A 19,697-nucleotide genomic window follows, 5' to 3' on the forward strand; every position below is an offset into this window, starting at 1 on the left:
TTCCCTTACGGCGCCGGTGGGCACAGCCTTGCTATGTACCCTTGGCAGCGTCTTCGATCAGTTCGGCTATTAAGGTGCGGACCCGTAGGTCGGACCTATCCCCTATGTTTCCCACATCTTTGGTCACCATCCCCGGCGAAGTACGGACACCGCCCCGCTCACCTTAACGTTGACCATAAAGGTTCTTCTAAGCGCCTTCTCCAATTCCCGCTTCCTGTAGATCTGGAAACGAATCGACGGGGTTAAAGCTTTGACCTGCCGGCGTGGCGCGGCGTCTATGTCGACAGCCACCTCGCCTGCCACGTCAGCCTTGGCCGCCTCCAGCGATGCAATCACGACGTCGTTTAGCCAAGCCTTTGCTTGCTCGCTGAAGTCCGCCATGGGGGCATCTCGCTTCCCCATCTCCGCGCCGCCGACGGGCTCCTCCTGCTGACGGCGAGCTTCCTTCCCGCGCTCAAGGGCTTCTTTAAACTTTGCCATCCCTGTTGCTCCGATTTGTCATCAGGCCACCCCCGTCAGATCGGCTATGGCGCCCTCCCATTCACTAGAACGCGCGTAGTCGGGGTACGTTGCGTTGGGGAGCCTTTGGGTTCCCCGCTATTCAGCGTTTACGTTAGACAAGGCTTCGGCTACCACCTTGTCAGGCACAACGCCAAAGCCGTGAAGCAGTACGTCATCTACACCCGCGTTTCGACCGACGAGCATGGCAAGCGCGGTCTCGGGTTAGAGGCAGAACCCGCCGCGGAGCGCTCGGACTGCAATGCTGGCCGGGGAACGAGCGACATCGTCGGGAACAAGTCCCGTTTCATAAATCAGCACAACAGGTCGGCCGGGGCTAACTAGCTGACACTTGGTTGATCCCGGCATCAACCCAGGAACGTGTCTGTTCCAGCACCTCATCGGAAAACGCTGGGTCGTCAATCGCCCGGGCGAGGATCACTGCCCCCACCATCGCCGCAAAGCTTCCGATCGCCGCGCGGCGCCTGTCTGCCGCATCCAGCTCCGGGAGCGCCTTGCCAATACGGTCGATCTGCGATCGAAGACCTTCGGTCATGGCCGAGCGCGCTGCCGGGGTCTGATGGCGGATCGCCGCGGCAAGGCCCGCCGTCGGGCAACCACCGGCGCAGTTGTCGCGATGCCGGGGTGAAAGATAGTCATTCACATAAGCGCGAAAATCGCCGCCTCCGCCTGAGTCCGCGGCGAGGACATGGGCAAGGGTCTGCGCGATCAGGTCGTCCTTCGAGTTGAAGTGACCATAGAAACCGCCATGGGTCAGCCCGGCGGCCTTCATCACCTCCGCCACGCTGACCGCATCGAATCCCTTGTCGCGAAACAGCCGGCTGGCCGCGTCCAGGATCCGGCGACGATTCTCCGCCATCTGCTCTCGACTGACCTTCATTTCAAAATTCTCCGCTGGCCCCGTTGACATTTACATGATGGTCATCATATTTATCTGCAATCATGATGACCGTCATGAATATAAGTTCCTACAGAGAAAAGAGCAATCCCATGACCGCCATTCCGTCAGTCCTCATCACCGGCGCCTCCACCGGCATCGGAGCTTCCTATGCCGATCGCTTTGCGCGCCGCGGCCACGACCTCGTGCTGGTTGCCCGCGACACGGCACGAATGGCGGCGCTGTCGGCGCGCCTGCGTCAGGAGACTGGCGTGGCGATCGACATCGTCCAGGCTGATCTCACGCAGCCCACCGATCTTGCAACGGTGGAGACGAGGCTGCGCGACGATGCCCGCATCGGGATCCTCGTCAACAATGCCGGAACGGCCATCGGCGGAAGCTTCATCGAGCAGAGCACGGATGACGTTACACGGCTAGTAGCGCTCAACACGACCGCACTTCTGCGGCTTGCCAGTGCCATCGCCCCGCGGCTTGCGGCGGCAGGCGAAGGCGCGATCGTCAACATCGGCTCCGTGGTCGGCCTGGCGCCGGAGTTCGGCATGACGGTCTACGGCGCAACCAAGGCCTTCGTGCTGTTTCTGTCGCAGGGACTCAGCCTCGAGCTCGCGCCGAAGGGTGTCTACGTCCAGGCCGTGCTTCCCGCCACGACGCGAACGGAGATCTGGGAACACGTCGGCGCCGACGTCAATACGCTGTCCAACGTGATGGAGGTGGACGATCTGGTTGACGCGGCACTGGTCGGCTTCGACCGCCGCGAACCGGTGACCATCCCGCCGCTTCCCGATGCCGGGCAGTGGGACGCGCTTCAGGCCGCGCGCCAGGCCATGCTTCCAAACTATCGGAACGAACATCCCGCCGAGCGGTACCGCAAGGTCGCCTGAGCACCAACGAAGCCATTTCGATAACGACCCCGCCGCAGCGGGGACAAACAAAGGTGACCTATGACGAGCAAAACGCTGTTTGAGCCCTATACTCTCGGCTCGCTAACCCTCTCCAATCGTATTGTGATGGCGCCCCTGACGCGCAATCGCGCTGGCCCGGGCTTCGTTCCAGGCGATCTCGCCGCGGAGTATTACGGCCAGCGCGCGTCGGCCGGCCTGCTGATTTCCGAGGCCACGCAGATCTCGCAGCAGGGACAAGGTTACCAGGACACGCCAGGCATCTACTCCCAGGCTCAGATCGACGGCTGGCGCAAGGTCACGACCGCCGTGCACGCCAAGGGCGGGCGGATCTTCCTGCAGCTCTGGCATGTCGGCCGCGTCTCGCACGTCGACCTACAGGAGAACGGGGCGGCGCCGGTTGCGCCGTCGGCGATCCGGGCCCAGACCAAGACGTTCGTCAACAATGGCTTCGTCGACGTCTCGGAGCCCCGCGCGCTGGAGTTCGAAGAGGTTTCTGGGATCGTGAACGACTTCCGGCAAGCGGCAGCTAACGCCATTGAGGCCGGTTTCGATGGCGTCGAGATTCACGGTGCCAACGGCTACCTGCTGGACCAGTTCGCCAAAGACAGCGCCAATGTCCGCACCGATGCTTATGGCGGCTCGGTCGAGAACCGCGCCCGTCTGATGCTGGAAGTTGCGACGGCGGTGGTCGAGGAGATCGGCGCCGCGCGCACCGGAATCCGGATCTCGCCCGTATCGCCCGCCAATGGCGTTTCGAGCAGTGATGCTCAGGCACAGTTCAACTATATCGTCGATCAAATCGATGCCTTGGGCATCGTCTACATTCATGTCGTCGAGGGCGCCACGGCCGGGCCGCGCGATGTCGTACCGTTCGACTTCGGATCGCTCCGCCGGCGCTTCAACAACACCTATATCGCCAACAACGGCTATGATCTCGACCTCGCGACGTCGCGGCTGGCCGAGGACAAGGCCGACCTGTTCGCCTTCGGCCGCCCCTTCATCGCCAATCCCGACCTTGTGGAGAGGCTTGAGACCCGCGCACCGCTGGCGGCCGTCGACCCGGCTACGATCTATGGCGGGGGCGCCGCGGGCTATACGGATTATCCCGCCATCGCAGCCGCGAGCGGCCGCTGATCCCTTCGGCGCCGCACTTTGGTGCGGCCCCGACCCTTATGTGCTGTCTGCGATAGTGGCTCTCCAACTCGGGCGTTGGCAAGTACGGCATCTGCTTCAACGTACCCCCGATGAACTTCCATGATCGGCACCTATTGAGGTTGCGGGTGAACGGAGAGGATCACAGGCTTTACGATCTCGATCCCCGCGTCACCCTGCTCGACCTGTGACGCGAGCGGCTTGATCTGATCGGAACGAAAAAGGGCTGCAATTTCAGCACGTGCGGCGCCTGGAATGTGCATCTCGACGGCATGATGTTTGCAGTGTCCGCCGAGGGAGTTGCGGATGTTGTCGGTTTCGGAATTTGCATAGTAGCTACGTCGGAAGGCGGGCCGCCTCCTATTAGGCGGCCCCCAGGTTGATAGTCATGGTGATGGTCAGAGCCGGCCGTCCGCGATCAACTCGCGGGTGCGCTTCAGCGTGGAGAGAAGAGCGGCCTTGTAGCCCATGCTGCTGTCGAACTGCGCCTGCTCGGCCTGCTCCTCCGGCCCGTTCGGCTCCTTGCCGCGCAGGCCGAGATAACAGTAGAACTTGAGCTGAAGTTCGCCCGCCTCGTCCTCGAACAGCTCGTTGATGATCGCGCCTTCGCGCGGACCGGTCGCCTGGAAGAAGGTGACCTTGCTTTCCGGCTCGAGCGTGACGATCTCGCGCAGATCAGCACCGGCGATCGTAGCTTCGCGCACGAAGTGGGTCGCGCTCTCCTCCACGACGTCGCAACGGGTGCAGAGCCCTGCGGGCAGGAACAGGCGGGCATCGCGCGCCTTGAGTTCCAGGCCCTGCCATATCTGCGCACGGGTCAGCCTGGTCTCGTCTCCGGGATTTACCGGAACGGTAGCGGTCGAGTAGATCATGATGTGTCTCCTGGACAAAAGGTCGGTGATCGGGCTCAGCCGGCAATTGCGGTCGCATAGTCGCGATAGGAGCGCAACGGCCGGCCCAGCAGCGCGGTCAGCCGATCGACATCGCCGGCATCGGGGACCATGCCGTCCGTGAGGAAGCGCTCCGCCATCAGGCGCATGTCGAGCGCCATCCAGCTCGGCATGAACTGCCGCAGGTTCTGCTCGAACCCGGCGGTGTCGTCGCCCGGATACGCGATCTTGCGTCCCAGGACGTCCGTCCAGATGGCCGCGACATCCGCGCCGGTCAGCGTGTCGGGGCCGACCAGGTTGATGCGGTCGAACGGCAGCGGCGCGGCGGCCTGCTCGCGGCGGATGAGTTCGATCGCAGCGATCTCGCCGATGTCCCGCGCGTCGATCATGGCGACGCCCTTGGCTCCGATCGGCATCGGATAGATGCCGTAGCCGGTCACCACGTCCTTGATCGTGATGTCGTTGTTCATGAAATACGCGGGCCGCAGGATAGTGGCGTTGAGCCCCATCTGCTCGATCATCCGCTCGACGCCGAACTTGCCCGCAAAATGCGGCACGTTGACATAGAGGTCGCTGTGGATCACCGACAGGTAGACGATCCGCTCGATGCCGGCCTCGCGGGCAGCGGCCAGCGCTACCAGCGCCTGGGTAAATTCGTCGGCCACCACCGCGTTCAGCAGGAAAAGGGTGGAGACGCCCGAGAAGGCCTTGCGCAGGGAATCGACGTCGAGCAGGTCGCCCTGCACGACATCTACGTCAGTGGGGAAATTGGCCTTCGAGGGATCGCGAACCAAAGCGCGCACATTGGCGCCACGCTTCACAAGCTGTTCAACTACGTTGCGGCCGACATTGCCGGTCGCGCCGGTAACGAGAATGGTCATGGGATTACTCCTGAGTTGAGCCGGATGGCATCCCAGAAAATTAGTGATCCACATTTGTGTCGGTAGGCGTTATATCTGGACACGCCGTCTCATTGGTGGAACACATGGATCTACTTGCCCTTGCTGATTTCAATCTGGTCGCTCGCCATGGGGGCTTCGGTAAGGCCGCGCGCGCTGCCGGGCGCCCGAAGGCCACCTTGTCCCGACGCGTGGCGGAGCTGGAGGCGAGTCTCGACTTACGGCTGTTTGAGCGCGGCGCGCGCGCGTTGAAGCTGACGGAAGAAGGACGTGCGCTTTTCGAGCGCGCGGGCCGGCTGCTGTCCGAGCTCGAAGAGACCGCGGCGGCGATCGCCTCGGGCGGCGAAAGGCCGCGAGGCAGGTTGCGGATCAGCGCCCCAGTGCTGTTCTCACAGACCGCGATGGGGAAGATCGCTGCCGGCTTCGCCCTGAAATACCCGGAGGTAAGGCTCGAGGTCACGACGGAAGACCGCGCCGTCGACATGATCGAAGAGGGATTTGATCTGGTGATCCGGGTAAATCCGGATCCGGATGAGAGCCTCGTCGGGCGAGCCTTTCTGCGTGACCGACTGGTGGTCGTGGCAAGTCCTCACCTCGCACGGCCGGCGGAGGGTCTGGCGACCCCGGCCGTCATGCGGTCGACAGCCGATCGAAAGGCTTGGGCGGTGAAGACGCCCGCTGGCCGGTCAACAATCGCGATCGAGCCCGTCCTTGTGCTGTCGTCACTCATCATGGTCCGGGATGCGGTGCGAGCGGGCGTCGGCGCGGCACGCCTGCCGGTGTCGCTGGTGAGCCATGATCTGGCGGACGGAACGCTGGTACATTGGGGGGATCTCGATCGACCCGACATCGCCTTGTGGACACTCTATCCCTCTCGGCGGCTGCTGAGCGCGCGCGTCTCCGCATTCATCGACCATCTGAAGCAGGCCTTTCCGATGGGAACGCCTGACGAGCTGGCCGCCTATATCGGCAAATGACGCCGGGAAGCTGGTTAACCCAGCTGAGGCCTCACTCCAGGGTTGGGGGATCGAGCGGTCATTGGTCGTGCAAGCCTTTGCCACCGCAAATCTCAAACGCGCGTTTTTTGCTTTCGGCGCATGCCAGCGCCTTTTCCTTAAAATCGATCGCCCTATTTCGCCTCGACAGGTGGGCGGCTGCTTGCTGGACGAGTCCTTGGGGCGAGTACGGCACGTGCTTCGAGGTACCCCACATGAACTTCCACGATCGGCACCTACTGCGATTGCGGGTGAACGGAGAGGATCACAGCCTTTCCGATCTCGATCCCCGCGTCACGCTGCTCGACCTGCTGCGCGAGCGGCTTCATCTGACCGGAACGAAAAAGGGATGTAATTTCGGCGAGTGCGGCGCCTGCACGGTGCATCTCGACGGGCGGCGTGTGAATGCCTGCATGATACTTGCCGTCTCCGCCGACGGACGCGAGGTCACGACGATCGAAGGCCTGGCAAACGGCGATGCGCTTCATCCCGTGCAGCAGGCGTTCATCGATCATGATGGTTTCCAGTGCGGATTCTGCACGCCCGGCCAGGTAATGTCGGCGGCGGCGCTGATCGAGGAGGGACATACCGGCTCCGATGCCGAGATCCGCGAATGGATGAGCGGCAATCTGTGCCGCTGCTCGGCCTATCCGCAGATCGTCGAGGCAGTGCGCGCAGCGGCCGGGAGGGCAAGCCAATGACCCCATTCGTCTATGCGCGCGCCGATAGCCTGGGCGACACGATCGCGGCCGGTGCCGCGCCCGACAGCGTCTTTCTCGCCGGCGGCACCGAATTGCTCAACTGGCTGCGCCTTGGAATTGCCGAGCCGACGCGGATCATCGATATCTCCCGCCTCGACGGGCTGGACCGGATCGAGGCACTGCCCGGCGGCGGCTTGACGATCGGCGCGCTGACGCATCTCAACGATGTCGCGCAGCATGCGCTGGTCGTGCGCGATTATCCGGTGCTGAACCAGGCGATCCTCAACGCGGCGTCGCCGCAACTGAGAAACCTCGCAACGATAGGCGGCAATCTGCTGCAGAAGACGCGCTGTGCCTATTTCCGCGCCGAAGAGCAGTTGCCGTGCAACAAACGTCGGCTCGGCTCCGGTTGCTCGGCATTGCATGGCATCAACGACAACCACGCGATATTCGGCTGGACCGAGGATTGCGTCGCCACCCAGCCATCCGACCCGGCGGTGGCGCTGGCTGCACTTGATGCGGTCGTCGTCACCGCGCACCGCAGCGGTGGCCGGCGCATTCCGGCAGCCGAATTCCACCTGCTTCCCGACACGCGGCCCGAGGCGGATAATGTGTTGCAGCAAGGCGAACTGATCACGGCAATCGAGCTGCCGGCACCGGCGCCGCGATCGGCTTACCTCAAGGTGCGCGAGCGCGAATCCTACGAATACGCCATCGTCTCCGCCGCCGCGATGCTGGAGATGGACGGGCAAACCATCGGTCGGGCTGCCGTGGCGCTAGGGTCGGTCGCGCAGCGGCCGTGGCGGCTGAGCGCCGCCGAGGAGCGGCTCGCCGGTGCCGAAATCGGCGATCGCGAGGCGTTGAGTGCCGCCATCGAGCAATCCTTCGCCGAAGCGCATCCCTTGTCGCAGAACGCCTACAAGATCGAACTGGCCAAGACCGCCGCTTTGCGGGCGATCGAAAGAGCAGCGAGGATGCCGTCATGATGATCAGCCAGCCTGTTGCCCGCCCTGACGGCAGCGTCAAGGTTACCGGCCGCGCCCGCTATGCGGCCGACTATTTTGCCGCCGATCTGCTCCATGCAGTGCTGGTGACCGCGCCCGTTCCCGCCGGCCGCGTGACGTCGATCGTCGTCGACGATGCGCTCGCCGAGGAAGGCGTCGTGCGTGTGCTCACGCATGAAGACATGCCCAAATTCGGCCGGTTCGCATCGCCGAGGGCCGAGCCCGATACGCAGATGCAGCAGGCCGAAGGCCCGCCGGCGGGGCAGAGCTTCATGCCAATGCAGGGCAACGAGATACGTCACGAGGGCCAGCCGCTTGCCATTGTGCTGGGCGAGACGCTGGAGGCGGCGGAAGCCGGCGCCCGCCGCGTCGCATTGCGCTACGAGTTCGCCGAACCGGAATTGCCGGCACCGCCGGAGTGGACGGCCATCGACAAGGCTGCGGTCGTGCCGAGGGAGAGCGGCTTCCGGTTCCTGGAGCCGACGTTTACGAAGGGCAACGTCGATCGCGGGCTTAGCAACGCAGCCGCCATGGTCGAAGCCGTCTACCTGCAGCCGTCGCGCCACCACAACGCCATGGAGCCCTCGGCGACGCTCGCCGAGTGGAACGACGGAGAGCTGACGCTGCACGACGCCACGCAGCACGTCTATGGTGTCCGCCAGGTGCTTGCCGCTCGCATGAATGTCCCGGCCGAGAAGGTCCGCGTGATTGCCCGCCATACCGGCGGCGGCTTCGGCGGCAAGGGGTGGATCTGGCCGCATCAGGTGCTGGCCGCCGCCGCGGCGCTCATCATGCAGCGCCCGGTCAGGCTGGCGCTTAGCCGCGCCAACGCCTATTCCTGCCTCGGCTACCAGCCGCGCATGGCACAGAAGATCGTGCTGGCGGCGGACAGGTCGGGCAAGCTGACCGCCGTGCAACAGGACGTGGTCAACCTGACCACCGTGAGCGACGATTTCGTCGAGTTCGCCACCGAAGCCTCGAAGGGTCTCTACGCCACGCCGGCCATGCGTCTCAGCCAGCGCGTCGAGCGCGCAAACGTCGCCATGCCGACGGCGCTGCGCGCGCCGGTCGAGGGTCCCGGCACCTGGGCGCTCGAAAGCGCGATGGACGAGCTCGCCCACCGCCTCGGCATCGATCCGCTCGACCTGCGTCTGATCAACCATGCGGACACGGATCCAGCCACCGGCCAGCCCTGGTCGTCGAAGAAGCTGCGCGAGGCCTATCAGGAAGGGGCCCGCCTGTTCGGCTGGCGCGAGCGCCCGCGCAAGCCGCAACGCGACGGCGATTGGCTGATCGGCTACGGCATGGCGACCTGTACCATGGGCTGTTTCCGCCACCCGACGCCCGCGGCCGAGGTCAGGCTGCACAGGGACGGCACGGTGCTCATCCGCACCGGCACCCAGGACATCGGAACCGGAACACTCACCGTCTTTCCGCAGATCGCGGCCGACGTGCTGGGCCTGCCGATGGAGAAGATCGAGTTGGAAATGGGCGATACAGAACTGCCGGAGGCGGGACCGACCTATGGCTCGTCATCGACCATGGGGGTGGGCGCGGCGGTGCTTGCCGCCGCCGAAGATGCGCGTTCGCAGCTTGCCCGTCTTGCCAATCTGCTGCCCGACGAGGTCGAGATGCAAGACGGCCATATTCGCCGCAGAGGCGCTGCCGGCGGTCAGACGATCGCCGATGTTATGAGCCATACCGACATCGGCGAGATTATCGGCTACGGCTCGTTCGATCCGGCGCTGCATGGCAAAGGCTTCGCCATGCGCACTTTCGGCGCGATCTTCATGGAGGTCGGTGTCGATCCGGGGCTCGGCCTGCTCAGGCTTCGTCGCGCCGTCGGCAGCTACAGCGCCGGCCGCATCGTCAATCCCCGCACCGCCCGCAGCCAGATGACGGGCGGCATCATCTGGGGCTGGGGCATGGCGGCGATGGAGCAGAGCAGGCACGAACCGGTGCTTGGGCGGTTCCTGTCGAAGAACCTTTCCGGGGTCGCCATTCCGGTCAACGCCGATATTCCCGGCAATATCATAATCCACTTCGTCGACGAGGTGGACGAGCATGCCAGCCCGATCGGCGGCAAAGGCATCGGCGAGCTCGGCGCCACCGGCGTTGCCGCTGCGGTTGCCAACGCCGTCTTCGACGCCACAGGCAAGCGGATCCGGGAGTTGCCGATCACGCCGGAAAAACTGCTGTAGAAGAACCGGCCCGCGGAAGCGTCTGCTCGACGAGGTTGACGTAATAGCGCATCACCGTCGGCACGATCTCGTCGTTGAAGACGTAGCGGTCGCCGTGCAGGCCTTCGCCCGGGCCGACCTCGCCGGCACCGATCCACACATAGCAGCCGCTCGCCTCACGGATCATGAAAGCGAAATCCTCGCAGCCGAGACTGGGGCTGAACTCGGTCAAGACATTCTCCCGGCCGACGACGGAGGCGGCGGCCTCGACGGCGCGGGCCGTCGCGTCCGGGGTGTTGATCAGCGGCGGGTAGCCCTTCCGGTAGTCGAGCCTGGCGTTGAGCGAATGCGCGGCGGCAATGCCTTGTGCGATCTCACCGATCAGCCGCTCGCAGTGATCGGAAAGCCGGGGCTCGAAGAAGCGGCAGGTGCCTTGCAGCCAGACCTTGCCCGGAACGATGTTGCCGACATTGCCGCCATGGATCTGCGTGATGCTGACGACAAGCGCGCTTTGCGGGTCGACCGAGCGGCTGACGATCCGTTGGACGGCTTGCACGAAGGCGCCGGCGGCCAGGATCGGATCGTCGCCGAGCTGCGGCATCGCGGCATGCGCGCCAAGCCCCTCGAAGGTCAGCTCGAAATTATCGACCGCCGCCATTTGCGCGCCAGCACGGGCCGCGATCGTCCCCCGCCTGACGCCCGGCCAGTTGTGGACCGCATAGACCGCCTCGACCGGAAAGCGCTTGAACAGGCCGTCCTCGATCATGCGCATGCTGCCACCCTCGTTCTCCTCGGCCGGCTGGAAGATGAAGGTGACGGTGCCGTCGAAGGTGCGCGACTCGCTGAGCAGTTTGGCGGCGCCGAGCAGCATGGCGGCGTGGCCGTCATGGCCGCAGGCGTGCATCACGCCCTCTCGCCTCGAAGCATAGGCCAGGCCGGTTTTCTCCAGCACCGGAAGCGCGTCGAGCTCGGCACGCAGGCCGATGGCGCGTGCGCCGCCACCGCTGCGCAGGACACCGACGATCCCGGTGCCGCCGATCCCTTCATGCACCTCGTCGACGCCGAAGGAGCGCAGTTTCTCTGCAACGAAACGCGCCGTTTCGTATTCATTGAATCCGAGCTCCGGATTGGCATGGATATGGTGCCGCCAGCCTATGACCTCTGGTGTGAGCGCGGCGATGGGGTCATTATGCAGCATGATGCCTCCTTTCACGCCGGCAAAGGCGGCGCGGTTTGATCCTGCCAGCCATAGAAGGCCGGACGAGAAGCGTCTTGAACCGGATTGACCATGGCAAGGACAAACGAAGCGGCAGAGACCGGGAAATACTGGCGCCATCCGTGCTTCCCCGACCTTGGCCTGTTTAAGGCGCGCTTCACCCGGCACCGCTACGAACTGCACACGCACCCGACCTATGTGATCGCCCTGATCACCTCCGGCTGCGAGCGCATTCGCATCGGCCGCCAAAGCGTTCTCGCTCCGGCAGGCGCCATTGCCGTCGTTAATCCAGAGGAGTGGCATGACGGCGAACGCGGCGCGGACGAAGGCTGGGCCTACCGGACGTTTTATCCTTCGGTGCCGCTGATGACCGCGCTTGCCCGCGAACTCGGCCGCGACGGCGCTCCGGTGTTTTCGCGCGCGACGGTCGAAGACAGCAGTCTCGCCGCGGCATTGATGGCAGCACACCAGGGCTCGACATCCCCGGACACAATGACGGCCGAGACGTCCCTGCTCGTGGCGCTGCGACGGCTGATCATTCGGCATGGCGATTGGAACGGGCGCCCCGAGGAGCTCGAAAGCTCCGGATCGCAGCGGAGGTTTTCGCTCTATCGCGACCTCGTCGAAAGCGAGCTTGGCTCGCAGCTCGACCTCGAGCGGCTTGCCGGTGCGGCTGGCGTGACCCGGTTCCAGGTCATCCGCGACTTCAACAAGGCGATCGGCCTGACGCCGGCGGCCTATATCCGGGACCGGCGATTGCGCCGGGCGAGCGCGCTGATCGAACGGGGATCTGGCCTCGCCGACGCCGCTATCGCGGCAGGTTTCGCCGACCAGAGCCATCTTTCCCGTACGTTCCGGGCCATGCATGGCATGACGCCAGGTATGTTCAGAAGAGCGGGATAAGGCGTTCCTGAACAGACAAGCTTGCGCGCCAATGCTTGCTGCGCAATGCTGACGTAGTTCGGGGGGGAATCATGCGAAAAATCTTGGCATCGACGCTGCTGCTCGCGGCAGTTCTATCCGCAACGGCTGCCCAGGCGCTGGATGCCAGCGGGACGCCGGTTGTCGTGACCCCGCTTGCCTCTCGCACCGAGACCGCGTCCGGCCAGCCGATTACGCTGCCCCAGAAGAACGTGCAGGTCCTGGTCTCGGCCTATCAGATCGCGCCGGGCGCAACCTTGCCGGTCCACAAGCATCCGTTTCCGCGCTATGCCTATGTCGAGGCCGGCACGCTTCAGGTCACCAACGTCGAGACCGGCAAGAGCAACACCTATCAAACAGGTGATTTCATCATCGAGATGATCGGACAATGGCATCAGGCGACCAATGTCGGCGCCGATCCGGTCAAGCTGCTGGTCATCGACCAGGTCGAAGAAGGCACCAAGAACACGGTGTTGCGCCAGTAGCTGCCACGTCTGAAATCGGCGTCCGTGGCGGATCCAGCACAGCGCGTAACAGACGTCAGAACGCGAACCCCTCCGGCAAATTGTGATTCCAATAGCCTTCCTCGACAAGTTCACTTATGCGCCAGCCCTCGGACGTGCGTACGACGCGGTCGCGATACCAGAGCCCCTGGAAGAAGACCTGCCTTTTGCCTTCGCCGAGGTCGACCACCATCGGGCATGAACAATGGACGCGCGCGCTGGCCTCATCCGCTCGGAGATCCAGAAGGATTGTCGAAATGGCGTGCTGCGAGATCAATATCTTCGAAAGGGCGCCTTTCATGTAAGCAACATGCTCATCCACACTGCTCCTGATTCCACCTGTTACAGTGTCGTCAAGCACGGCATCGGGCGTGAATATTTTCCGATAGGCTTCCCAGTCGCGATCGTCCACAGCGTAGCAATAGCGAACAAGCAGCTGTTCGATCTCGAGCCGATCCGAAACCTCCTGCAATGAAAGGGTCATGTCCTGTCTCCGCGGTTGGCGGCACTAATGCCGCATGCGCCAAGCCTGCCCGACATTTCGATCAAATATTCACGTTGCCGATGCTCCGGGCAACCTCGCCGCGCGACTGGGCAGGCGCAAACCCGAATACTCATTTGGCCTCCGCCTTTACCCGGTCGGCAGCGGCGGCCAGCACGGCACGATCCCCCTCTTCGTACAAGCGGCGGATGGAGATTACCTTGACGCGCCAGCCTTCCGGCGTCCGCACCAGCCGGTGGAGATAGCTGCCGCCGACCGTCCAGAACCGGCCGTCGATCCAGTGGGCGGCGCGGACATGGCTGCGTGCAACCGCGTCATTGGCCGCGCCTTCGACGGTGGTGTTGGTGATGAGGTGCTGGGTGGCGTCGAAGCCCGGCAGCAGTCCTTGCCACTGCGCGATCAGCGCGTCGCGGCCGCTGGTCGCGGCTTCGCCGCCGAAGAGGCTGGTATAGTCGGTCGTGACACGGGCCGCGAGATAGGATCTGACCCGGTTCCACTCACGCAGATCGGCATAGAGGCCGATCCCGCCCACTGCCTCGGCGATCGCGATCCTGTCTTCGACCGTCAGCGCATCTCCCGATGCGCTCGACGTGGGCGCCGAGACGGCGGAAACCGTCGCAGCGGAAACCGCTGAGACCAGGATATGCCGGCGAGTGACGAAGCTCATTGTCCCGCCTCCCCCGCACTGCCCAGTGTCGCGCGGAAGTGCGCGGCGACGGCGTCGCTTGCGGCCTTCACCGGAGCGGCACGATCGTAGAAATCGAACTGGGTGACGTTGTCGAGCCACAACTCCTGTTTGGGACTGGTCAGCCGCGCGTAAAACTTGTGCGCACCCTGCGGAATGGCGGCAGCCTCGCTATGCACCATCAGAAAGGGTTGACGCAGCCGCGGGGCAGCCTGGATGGCGTCGAACCTCAGCCAGCCGCGCCAAAAGGCCGGATCGGCCTCGTTGCGCCAGGCCGGGATCATGCCGCGATCGAGTTCGGTGTAATAAGGCACCTTGAACATGATTGCGCGCTCATCGGTCAGGCTGGCGGCCGGCAGGAACGCCTGTCTGCCGGTGCGGCGATACGCGGCCTCGGCCGCGTCGCCTGTGGCCTCAAGCCTGGCGACGCCGTCCACGCCGCCATAGGTCTGCTCGACCACTTCGGCATCCTGCAACCAGGGCGCAACGAGGGCGACCGACTTGATCGCGGTATCTTCGGCGGCGGCAGTGACCATGTAGCCGGAGCTGGCGCAAATGCCGAGCCCGCCGATGTGCTCCTTGTCGGCCTCGGGCCGGCTCGCGAGACAGGCGACCGCCGCTTCGATGTCGGCGGTCTTGGCATTAGGATCCTCGTACTGGCGGCGTATGCCGCCGCTTTCGCCCCACCCACGAAAGTCGAAGGTCACGGCGACGAAGCCACGATCGGCCATCTCGCGGGCGTAGCGGGCCGGCATCTGTTCCTTCACCGTCATCCAGGCGCCTGTGACAACCAGCGCGGGTCGAGGTTTCGCCGCGTCCAGATCCTCCGGCAGATAGAGCTCGCCGACGAGCTGCTCACCATGCGAGGAGAATGTGACGCGCTCGACGCGCGGCGCGGCGACGGCATTGGAGGCGGCGAGCGCGGCGGTGGTTGCTACGGCAAGGGTCAGGGTTTTAAGCATCGCAAGTCTCCTTTGGCTTGGAGTGAGAAGCGCGGCGCGTTGCGAGAAAGACCGCCGTCTCAGCGCTCGCCAGCCAGTCGGCCGGGCAGTGGCTTCAGCGGGTAATGTGCCCAGTAGAAGGCGTCCGACTGGTACATGTCGGTCAAAAAATTCTGTGCCTCGGCGATCTTGCCGTCCTTGATGCGGAACATCAGCGCGTAGAACTGGTCAATCTCGGGACCTGAGCCGACATTCGACCAGCCGCGATGGACGTCGACGACGAGGTTGCCCTGCGCCTGGAAGAAGATCGGTTCGGCCTTGAATTTGCCCTCGGCCAGGCCGCGGAAAAAGGCGACCACCTCGTCCGGCCCGCGCTTGTCGCCGGCGAGCGGATGATGGCCGGGAATGCGCCACACGATGTCGGGCGCGAGGAAGGACCGCACGGCCTCGGGATTGCCGGTCGCGTAAGCTGCGTAATAGTCCTTGATGAGCTGGATATTGCTGTCCTCCAGCGGCCCGGCGTCCGCCGGGGCGGCAGACACCGCCAGAAGAGCGCCGGTGGCGAGTAAAGCGAGCCTGGTCATCGGTCCTGTCTCCTTGCCCCGTTCGGGTCCTCGCAATAGCGAGATCCGTTCGTCGGACCCAACATGACGCCTTTTGTTCACCGGAAAAACCAGTAGAGTTCGACAGGGCTATTTGGAAAAACCTTACAATGCGCCTCGACCAGTTCAGCGGCATCGTCGCCTTCGTCAAAGTTGCGGAGGCCAAAAGCTTCACCCGCGCCGCGGCCGAGCTCGGCGTCGCTCCGGCCTCGTTGAGCGAGGCGGTCAAGGGGCTCGAGGAGCGTCTGGGGGTGCGGCTGCTCAACCGCACGACCCGCAGCGTTGGCTTGACCGAAGCCGGTGCCCAATACCTCGATCATGTGCGCCCGGCAGCCGAGGATATCCGGGCGGCTGGTGCGGCACTGCGCGAAGCTCGCGACCGTCCCGCCGGCACGCTGCGCCTCAGCCTGCCCTGGATCGCCGCCCCGCTGCTGATCGAACCACTGATGCGGCCGTTCATGGATGCTTATCCCGAAGTGCGGCTTAGTCTGATTTTCGACGACAGCTTCGTCGACATCGCCGCCGAGGGCTTCGACGCCGGCCTGCGCATCGGCGAGCTTCTCGAGAAAGATATGATTGCCGTGCGCCTGGGCGGGCCACTGCAGATGGTCGTGGTGGGCAGCCCCGACTATCTGGCGCGCAACGGCACACCGAAGCGGCCGGCCGACCTCGCCGCACATCGCTGCATCGCATTCGCCCTCACCCGGACCCGCACGATTTCGCCCTGGGAGTTCACCGTGGATGGACGCGAAGTCGCATTCACGCCGGACGCATGTCTGGTCGTGAACACGCTTCCACTGTGCATCACCGCCGCCGCGCAGGGGCTTGGCCTCGCCTTCGTGGTCGAGGGCCTCGCCGCGCCGCTTCTCGCGTCAGGCGCGCTGGTCAAGGTGCTGGAGCCTTTCTGTCCAGCTTACGAACCGCTTCATCTCTACTATCCCAGCCGCCGCCTGGTACCGCCGAAGCTGCGGACCTTCATCGACTTCGTGCGCGCGAATTCGCACAAGCTGCGGATCTGATGTGGCTTTCGAGAACCCAGCCCCGTTCAGCCCCAGGCACCGACCATCTGCCTGGTGGTTGCGTTGACCCGGTTGAATGCGTTGATCAGGGCAATCTGGACGACCAGGGCGGCAAGCGCCTTTTCATCGTAGTGCCGGGCTGCCTCGTCCCAGACCGCGTCCGGCACCGGATCCGGGCGGTCGGCCAACCGGGTTGCCGCCTCGGTCAGCGCCAGCGCGGCGCGCTCGGCATCCGTGAAGTAAGGTGTTTCCCGCCAGGCGGACACGGTGAAGACGCGCTCGTCCTTTTCGCCGGCCTTCTTCAATTCGCGCGCATGCATATCGACGCAGAGGCTGCATCCGTTGATCTGGCTGGCGCGCAAATGGACGAGCTTGCGCGTCACATAAGACAGGTCAGCCGTTTCCGTCGACTTGTCCAGCGCCAGCAGCGCCTGCAGGGCACCGGGAATGAGCATCACCGGGTTTTTCAATCGAGCTTGCATGATGGTCTCCTTAGGCGTGTTTTTGCAGGCCGCACATTTCAGCTGTCGGTCGGCGGCGCTGTTAATCAATCAATAACTCGCCAGTTATGAGTCGTCATATAGCTGAATGGTTATGGATGTGTCAAGCGGCAAAATCGGAGGGCCGCCGGCGGCCCTGTCGCGTGTTGAGCCAACAGTTCCGGCTTTCATCGCACCATGCCCGATGCTACCGCTGGCCAGCTGAAATCATCGACGGATCGCCCATGACCGAGACCGAACGCCCTCGCCTGCCACTGATCGAGATCTGCGTCGAAGGCATAGACGGCCTGCTGGCCGCGCAAGCCGCCGGTGCCGACCGTGTCGAGCTCTGTGCCAGCCTGATCGAAGGCGGCATCACACCGAGCTTCGGCACGGTGCGCACGGCACTCGAGCTGGCGACGATCCCGTTCCACGTGATTGTGCGACCGCGCGGCGGCGATTTTCTCTATAGCGAAGCCGAATATCGTTCGATGCTCGCCGATGTCGGCGCACTTGCCGAGCTCGGCGTCGCCGGTGTCGTTATCGGCTGCCTCGCTGCCGACGGCACGATCGACGAACAGCGCATGAGCGAATTGGTTAAGGCTGCGGGAAGCTTGAACGTCGCCTGCCACCGCGCCTTCGACATGACCCGCGACCCGACAGAGGCGCTGGAGACGCTGATCCGCTGCAAGGTCGGCCGCGTGCTGACCAGCGGCCAGCGCGACACGGCACTGGAAGGCGCGGACCTGCTCGCCGATCTTGTCAGGCAGGCCGGCGACCGCATCATCATCCTCGGCTGCGGCGGGCTTGATCCTGAGAACATCGGCAAGGTGCGGAGGAAAACCGGGTTGAGCGAAATGCACTTCGCCGCGCTCAAGGACGTGCCGAGCGCCATGCGTTACCGCAACCCGAAAGTCGGCATGGGCGGCACCGACCTCGACCGCGAATACCGCAACTCCGTGACCGACGAGGCGATGGTGGCGGCGACCATCGCCGCTGCCCGGACATGATGCTGGAAGATCGAACAAAAAGAATGATCGAAACGCATTTGCCGATCGAACGGGTCTCGCCGCAGGATGAGCCCGCCATCCTTGCGCTCAACAACGAGCATGCGGCGGAATTGTCGTGGCTCGAACCAGAGCGCCTGTCCTTCCTGCTCGGCGAAGCGTTTTACACGCGCCGCATCGGTGCGCTCGAAGCCTTCATCCTGACCTTCGACCAGGATGCGAGCTACGACAGCCCGAACTTTCTGTGGTTTCGCGAGCGCTACCCGCGGTTCGTCTATGTCGATCGCGTCGTGGTCGCCGCCGCAGCGCGCGGGCGCGGCCATGCCCGCCGGCTCTACGAGGATTTGTTCGACCAGGCGTCACGCGCGGGCCAGGCGATCGTCACCTGCGAGGTCAATGCCGAGCCACCCAATCCGGCTTCAGACGCCTTCCATGCCGCACTCGGCTTTGTGGAAGTGGGCGACGCGGTAATCCACGGCGGCAAGAAGGCGGTACGGTATTATGCAAGGCGGATCGCCGGCTAAACTGCGGGCGCTGTTCGCCCTACCAATTGCGGTTCAGCCAGGAGCGGGCCGGCTTTTCGATGATGTAGTAGCTGCACAGCGCGCAAGCGAACACCGCCGCCAGCATCAGCCACGGCGAACTGCCTTTTATGTCGACGAATTGATAAAAGGGCTGCTGCCAAAGATAGAGCGAATACGACCACAGCCCCAGCATCGTAATCGGCCAGGAGGATAGAAACCCGGTCAGGTACCGGCTGCTGAAGTCGAGCGAGTTGACGGCGAACGCCAGCAGCGGCACCGCGACCAGATAGTGGATGGGGGTTGGCACGGCAGCCATGAAAAGGAGCACAGCCACGACCGAGGCCGCCAGGGCGACATGCGGCCCCTTGAGCAGCGCCGGCAGCCTGTCGTCGGCCTTGAGCAGGCATATCACCGCCGACAGCAGGATCGAGGCGATGTGCACGTCGGTGCGCCAATAGGTGCCCTCGTAGCCTATTGCGAGCGCCCAGTAGGAGATGGCGCCGTTTGCCATGGCCAGCACCGACAATGCGCCCAGCAACACGATGACCCGGGACCGCCCCGAGACGACGACGCTGATCAGCGCCAGGATGATATAGGCATGCTCTTCGACGCAGAGCGACCAGATATGGTCGAGCGCGCCGGCGCGGGTGACGAGAATTCCGGCATAGTTGTAGGTGAACGTCAACGCCGTCAGCGCCGCCTTCCACTTGAAGGCGATGAACGTGCCGGACAGGGCAACCATCGCGGCAACGACAAAAACCAGCAGTGCCGGATAGATGCGGGAGAACCGGCGCTTGAAGAACTTCTTCAGCGGATAGTGTTCGACAAACAGGATCTCGGCCATCAGCCGGCCGCTGAGCACGAAGAAGAATTCGACGCCCAGGACGCCGAGATTGATGCCGGGAACGGGGAAGAAATGGCCGATCAGCACCAGCGCGATCGATAGGCCGCGCCAGCCGTCGAGATAGGCAAGCCTGGTTCTTGCCGAGCTGTCGGCGACAGGCCTGGACACGACAAGACGCGTCGCGGAAATATCCGTCATGCCGGTCCCTTCATTGAACCTGCGAAAGGCGGGCTGGAGGCCGCATTCCTCCAGCTATATTGCAGTGCACCAGAACTTTGTGCAAGTGCGAGATAACGACACGTCCGAAGTACGGG

Annotated in this window: 22 protein-coding genes; 11 read left to right on the forward strand and 11 right to left on the reverse strand. The window is 64.1% G+C overall.

Annotation, left to right across the window (positions count from 1 at the left end; all coding sequences use genetic code 11):
- Positions 1-123: 123 nt before the first annotated feature.
- Positions 124-480, reverse strand: coding sequence for a hypothetical protein (locus AC0L2Y_RS12890; protein WP_473556558.1), 357 nt, complete (start codon positions 478-480; stop codon positions 124-126).
- Between the two features lie 355 nt (positions 481-835).
- Positions 836-1,399 (reverse strand): TetR/AcrR family transcriptional regulator, encoded by a 564-nt coding sequence (locus tag AC0L2Y_RS12895; RefSeq protein WP_473556560.1) that lies wholly within the window; start codon positions 1,397-1,399, stop codon positions 836-838.
- 110 nt (positions 1,400-1,509) lie between these two features.
- Here AC0L2Y_RS12895 and AC0L2Y_RS12900 point away from each other — a divergent pair, with 110 nt between their 5' ends.
- Together AC0L2Y_RS12900 and AC0L2Y_RS12905 are read left to right on the forward strand one after the other, a co-directional pair.
- On the forward strand, positions 1,510-2,298 hold the full coding sequence (locus AC0L2Y_RS12900) for an SDR family NAD(P)-dependent oxidoreductase (protein WP_473556561.1): 789 nt from the start codon (positions 1,510-1,512) through the stop codon (positions 2,296-2,298).
- Positions 2,299-2,358: 60 nt separating this feature from the next.
- Positions 2,359-3,453: an alkene reductase gene (locus tag AC0L2Y_RS12905; protein WP_473556564.1), complete on the forward strand. Its 1,095-nt coding sequence runs from the start codon at positions 2,359-2,361 to the stop codon at positions 3,451-3,453.
- Positions 3,454-3,869: 416 nt separating this feature from the next.
- Here AC0L2Y_RS12905 and AC0L2Y_RS12910 read toward each other — a convergent pair whose 3' ends face one another.
- Together AC0L2Y_RS12910 and AC0L2Y_RS12915 are read right to left on the reverse strand one after the other, a co-directional pair.
- Positions 3,870-4,343 carry an SRPBCC family protein gene (locus AC0L2Y_RS12910; RefSeq protein ID WP_473556566.1) on the reverse strand — a complete coding sequence of 158 codons (474 nt, stop codon included), beginning with the start codon at positions 4,341-4,343 and terminating at the stop codon, positions 3,870-3,872.
- A 35-nt stretch (positions 4,344-4,378) separates the two neighbouring features.
- On the reverse strand, positions 4,379-5,242 hold the full coding sequence (locus tag AC0L2Y_RS12915) for an SDR family oxidoreductase (RefSeq protein ID WP_473556569.1): 864 nt from the start codon (positions 5,240-5,242) through the stop codon (positions 4,379-4,381).
- 104 nt (positions 5,243-5,346) lie between these two features.
- On the opposite strand from AC0L2Y_RS12915, the gene AC0L2Y_RS12920 reads away from it, so the two are divergent.
- From AC0L2Y_RS12920 to AC0L2Y_RS12935, 4 genes are all read left to right on the forward strand, one after another.
- Positions 5,347-6,237 (forward strand): LysR family transcriptional regulator, encoded by an 891-nt coding sequence (locus AC0L2Y_RS12920; protein ID WP_473556571.1) that lies wholly within the window; start codon positions 5,347-5,349, stop codon positions 6,235-6,237.
- A 233-nt stretch (positions 6,238-6,470) separates the two neighbouring features.
- Positions 6,471-6,956, forward strand: a complete 486-nt coding sequence (locus AC0L2Y_RS12925) for a (2Fe-2S)-binding protein (protein ID WP_473556574.1) — start codon at positions 6,471-6,473, stop codon at positions 6,954-6,956.
- The gene (locus AC0L2Y_RS12930) at positions 6,953-7,942 is read left to right on the forward strand and encodes an FAD binding domain-containing protein (RefSeq protein WP_473556577.1); all 990 of its coding nucleotides are present in this window, start codon (positions 6,953-6,955) and stop codon (positions 7,940-7,942) included. Before AC0L2Y_RS12925 ends, AC0L2Y_RS12930 begins: the two co-directional genes overlap by 4 nt.
- On the forward strand, positions 7,939-10,161 hold the full coding sequence (locus tag AC0L2Y_RS12935; protein ID WP_473556579.1) for a xanthine dehydrogenase family protein molybdopterin-binding subunit: 2,223 nt from the start codon (positions 7,939-7,941) through the stop codon (positions 10,159-10,161). Before AC0L2Y_RS12930 ends, AC0L2Y_RS12935 begins: the two co-directional genes overlap by 4 nt.
- Here the strand turns inward: AC0L2Y_RS12935 and AC0L2Y_RS12940 are convergent.
- The gene (locus AC0L2Y_RS12940; protein WP_473556581.1) at positions 10,139-11,338 is read right to left on the reverse strand and encodes an amidohydrolase; all 1,200 of its coding nucleotides are present in this window, start codon (positions 11,336-11,338) and stop codon (positions 10,139-10,141) included. The two genes, AC0L2Y_RS12935 and AC0L2Y_RS12940, sit on opposite strands and share 23 nt — an antisense overlap.
- A 90-nt stretch (positions 11,339-11,428) precedes the next feature.
- Between AC0L2Y_RS12940 and AC0L2Y_RS12945 the strand changes: the two genes are divergently transcribed.
- The gene (locus tag AC0L2Y_RS12945; protein WP_473556583.1) at positions 11,429-12,259 is read left to right on the forward strand and encodes an AraC family transcriptional regulator; all 831 of its coding nucleotides are present in this window, start codon (positions 11,429-11,431) and stop codon (positions 12,257-12,259) included.
- A 71-nt stretch (positions 12,260-12,330) separates the two neighbouring features.
- The gene (locus tag AC0L2Y_RS12950; RefSeq protein ID WP_352454539.1) at positions 12,331-12,762 is read left to right on the forward strand and encodes a cupin domain-containing protein; all 432 of its coding nucleotides are present in this window, start codon (positions 12,331-12,333) and stop codon (positions 12,760-12,762) included.
- Between the two features lie 55 nt (positions 12,763-12,817).
- Here the strand turns inward: AC0L2Y_RS12950 and AC0L2Y_RS12955 are convergent, their stop codons facing one another.
- From AC0L2Y_RS12955 to AC0L2Y_RS12970, 4 genes are all read right to left on the reverse strand, one after another.
- A complete protein-coding gene (locus tag AC0L2Y_RS12955) occupies positions 12,818-13,264 on the reverse strand; it encodes a nuclear transport factor 2 family protein (protein ID WP_473556585.1) in 447 nt (148 codons plus the stop codon).
- Between the two features lie 130 nt (positions 13,265-13,394).
- Positions 13,395-13,949 (reverse strand): nuclear transport factor 2 family protein, encoded by a 555-nt coding sequence (locus AC0L2Y_RS12960; RefSeq protein WP_473556587.1) that lies wholly within the window; start codon positions 13,947-13,949, stop codon positions 13,395-13,397.
- Positions 13,946-14,929 (reverse strand): alpha/beta hydrolase, encoded by a 984-nt coding sequence (locus tag AC0L2Y_RS12965; protein WP_473556589.1) that lies wholly within the window; start codon positions 14,927-14,929, stop codon positions 13,946-13,948. The genes AC0L2Y_RS12960 and AC0L2Y_RS12965 overlap by 4 nt, the downstream gene beginning before the upstream one ends.
- Positions 14,930-14,988: 59 nt before the next feature.
- Complete coding sequence (locus tag AC0L2Y_RS12970; RefSeq protein WP_473556591.1) at positions 14,989-15,492, reverse strand: nuclear transport factor 2 family protein; 504 nt, start codon at positions 15,490-15,492, stop codon at positions 14,989-14,991.
- Positions 15,493-15,620: 128 nt separating this feature from the next.
- Between AC0L2Y_RS12970 and AC0L2Y_RS12975 the strand changes: the two genes are divergently transcribed.
- Positions 15,621-16,529, forward strand: coding sequence for a LysR family transcriptional regulator (locus AC0L2Y_RS12975; RefSeq protein ID WP_473556593.1), 909 nt, complete (start codon positions 15,621-15,623; stop codon positions 16,527-16,529).
- A 26-nt stretch (positions 16,530-16,555) separates the two neighbouring features.
- Here AC0L2Y_RS12975 and AC0L2Y_RS12980 read toward each other — a convergent pair whose 3' ends face one another.
- Positions 16,556-17,011 carry a carboxymuconolactone decarboxylase family protein gene (locus tag AC0L2Y_RS12980; protein WP_352490641.1) on the reverse strand — a complete coding sequence of 152 codons (456 nt, stop codon included), beginning with the start codon at positions 17,009-17,011 and terminating at the stop codon, positions 16,556-16,558.
- Between the two features lie 242 nt (positions 17,012-17,253).
- On the opposite strand from AC0L2Y_RS12980, the gene AC0L2Y_RS12985 reads away from it, so the two are divergent.
- Both AC0L2Y_RS12985 and AC0L2Y_RS12990 read left to right on the forward strand, forming a co-directional pair.
- Positions 17,254-18,018, forward strand: coding sequence for a copper homeostasis protein CutC (locus tag AC0L2Y_RS12985; RefSeq protein WP_473556596.1), 765 nt, complete (start codon positions 17,254-17,256; stop codon positions 18,016-18,018).
- 23 nt (positions 18,019-18,041) lie between these two features.
- Complete coding sequence (locus AC0L2Y_RS12990) at positions 18,042-18,539, forward strand: GNAT family N-acetyltransferase (protein ID WP_473556597.1); 498 nt, start codon at positions 18,042-18,044, stop codon at positions 18,537-18,539.
- 19 nt (positions 18,540-18,558) lie between these two features.
- Here AC0L2Y_RS12990 and AC0L2Y_RS12995 read toward each other — a convergent pair whose 3' ends face one another.
- Entirely contained in the window at positions 18,559-19,581 is a 1,023-nt protein-coding gene (locus AC0L2Y_RS12995; protein ID WP_473556599.1) for an acyltransferase family protein, read from the reverse strand.
- Positions 19,582-19,697 lie beyond the last annotated feature (116 nt).

Source organism: Mesorhizobium sp. WSM4830, assembly GCF_055811495.1.

Coding starts and splice junctions, on each gene's coding strand:
- AC0L2Y_RS12890 (WP_473556558.1), bottom strand. CDS start 480: ATGGCAAAGTTTAAAGAAGCCCTTGAGCGCGGGAAGGAAGCTCGCCGT.
- AC0L2Y_RS12895 (WP_473556560.1), bottom strand. CDS start 1,399: ATGAAGGTCAGTCGAGAGCAGATGGCGGAGAATCGTCGCCGGATCCTG.
- AC0L2Y_RS12900 (WP_473556561.1), top strand. CDS start 1,510: ATGACCGCCATTCCGTCAGTCCTCATCACCGGCGCCTCCACCGGCATC.
- AC0L2Y_RS12905 (WP_473556564.1), top strand. CDS start 2,359: ATGACGAGCAAAACGCTGTTTGAGCCCTATACTCTCGGCTCGCTAACC.
- AC0L2Y_RS12910 (WP_473556566.1), bottom strand. CDS start 4,343: ATGATCTACTCGACCGCTACCGTTCCGGTAAATCCCGGAGACGAGACC.
- AC0L2Y_RS12915 (WP_473556569.1), bottom strand. CDS start 5,242: ATGACCATTCTCGTTACCGGCGCGACCGGCAATGTCGGCCGCAACGTA.
- AC0L2Y_RS12920 (WP_473556571.1), top strand. CDS start 5,347: ATGGATCTACTTGCCCTTGCTGATTTCAATCTGGTCGCTCGCCATGGG.
- AC0L2Y_RS12925 (WP_473556574.1), top strand. CDS start 6,471: ATGAACTTCCACGATCGGCACCTACTGCGATTGCGGGTGAACGGAGAG.
- AC0L2Y_RS12930 (WP_473556577.1), top strand. CDS start 6,953: ATGACCCCATTCGTCTATGCGCGCGCCGATAGCCTGGGCGACACGATC.
- AC0L2Y_RS12935 (WP_473556579.1), top strand. CDS start 7,939: ATGATGATCAGCCAGCCTGTTGCCCGCCCTGACGGCAGCGTCAAGGTT.
- AC0L2Y_RS12940 (WP_473556581.1), bottom strand. CDS start 11,338: ATGCTGCATAATGACCCCATCGCCGCGCTCACACCAGAGGTCATAGGC.
- AC0L2Y_RS12945 (WP_473556583.1), top strand. CDS start 11,429: ATGGCAAGGACAAACGAAGCGGCAGAGACCGGGAAATACTGGCGCCAT.
- AC0L2Y_RS12950 (WP_352454539.1), top strand. CDS start 12,331: ATGCGAAAAATCTTGGCATCGACGCTGCTGCTCGCGGCAGTTCTATCC.
- AC0L2Y_RS12955 (WP_473556585.1), bottom strand. CDS start 13,264: ATGACCCTTTCATTGCAGGAGGTTTCGGATCGGCTCGAGATCGAACAG.
- AC0L2Y_RS12960 (WP_473556587.1), bottom strand. CDS start 13,949: ATGAGCTTCGTCACTCGCCGGCATATCCTGGTCTCAGCGGTTTCCGCT.
- AC0L2Y_RS12965 (WP_473556589.1), bottom strand. CDS start 14,929: ATGCTTAAAACCCTGACCCTTGCCGTAGCAACCACCGCCGCGCTCGCC.
- AC0L2Y_RS12970 (WP_473556591.1), bottom strand. CDS start 15,492: ATGACCAGGCTCGCTTTACTCGCCACCGGCGCTCTTCTGGCGGTGTCT.
- AC0L2Y_RS12975 (WP_473556593.1), top strand. CDS start 15,621: ATGCGCCTCGACCAGTTCAGCGGCATCGTCGCCTTCGTCAAAGTTGCG.
- AC0L2Y_RS12980 (WP_352490641.1), bottom strand. CDS start 17,011: ATGCAAGCTCGATTGAAAAACCCGGTGATGCTCATTCCCGGTGCCCTG.
- AC0L2Y_RS12985 (WP_473556596.1), top strand. CDS start 17,254: ATGACCGAGACCGAACGCCCTCGCCTGCCACTGATCGAGATCTGCGTC.
- AC0L2Y_RS12990 (WP_473556597.1), top strand. CDS start 18,042: ATGATCGAAACGCATTTGCCGATCGAACGGGTCTCGCCGCAGGATGAG.
- AC0L2Y_RS12995 (WP_473556599.1), bottom strand. CDS start 19,581: ATGACGGATATTTCCGCGACGCGTCTTGTCGTGTCCAGGCCTGTCGCC.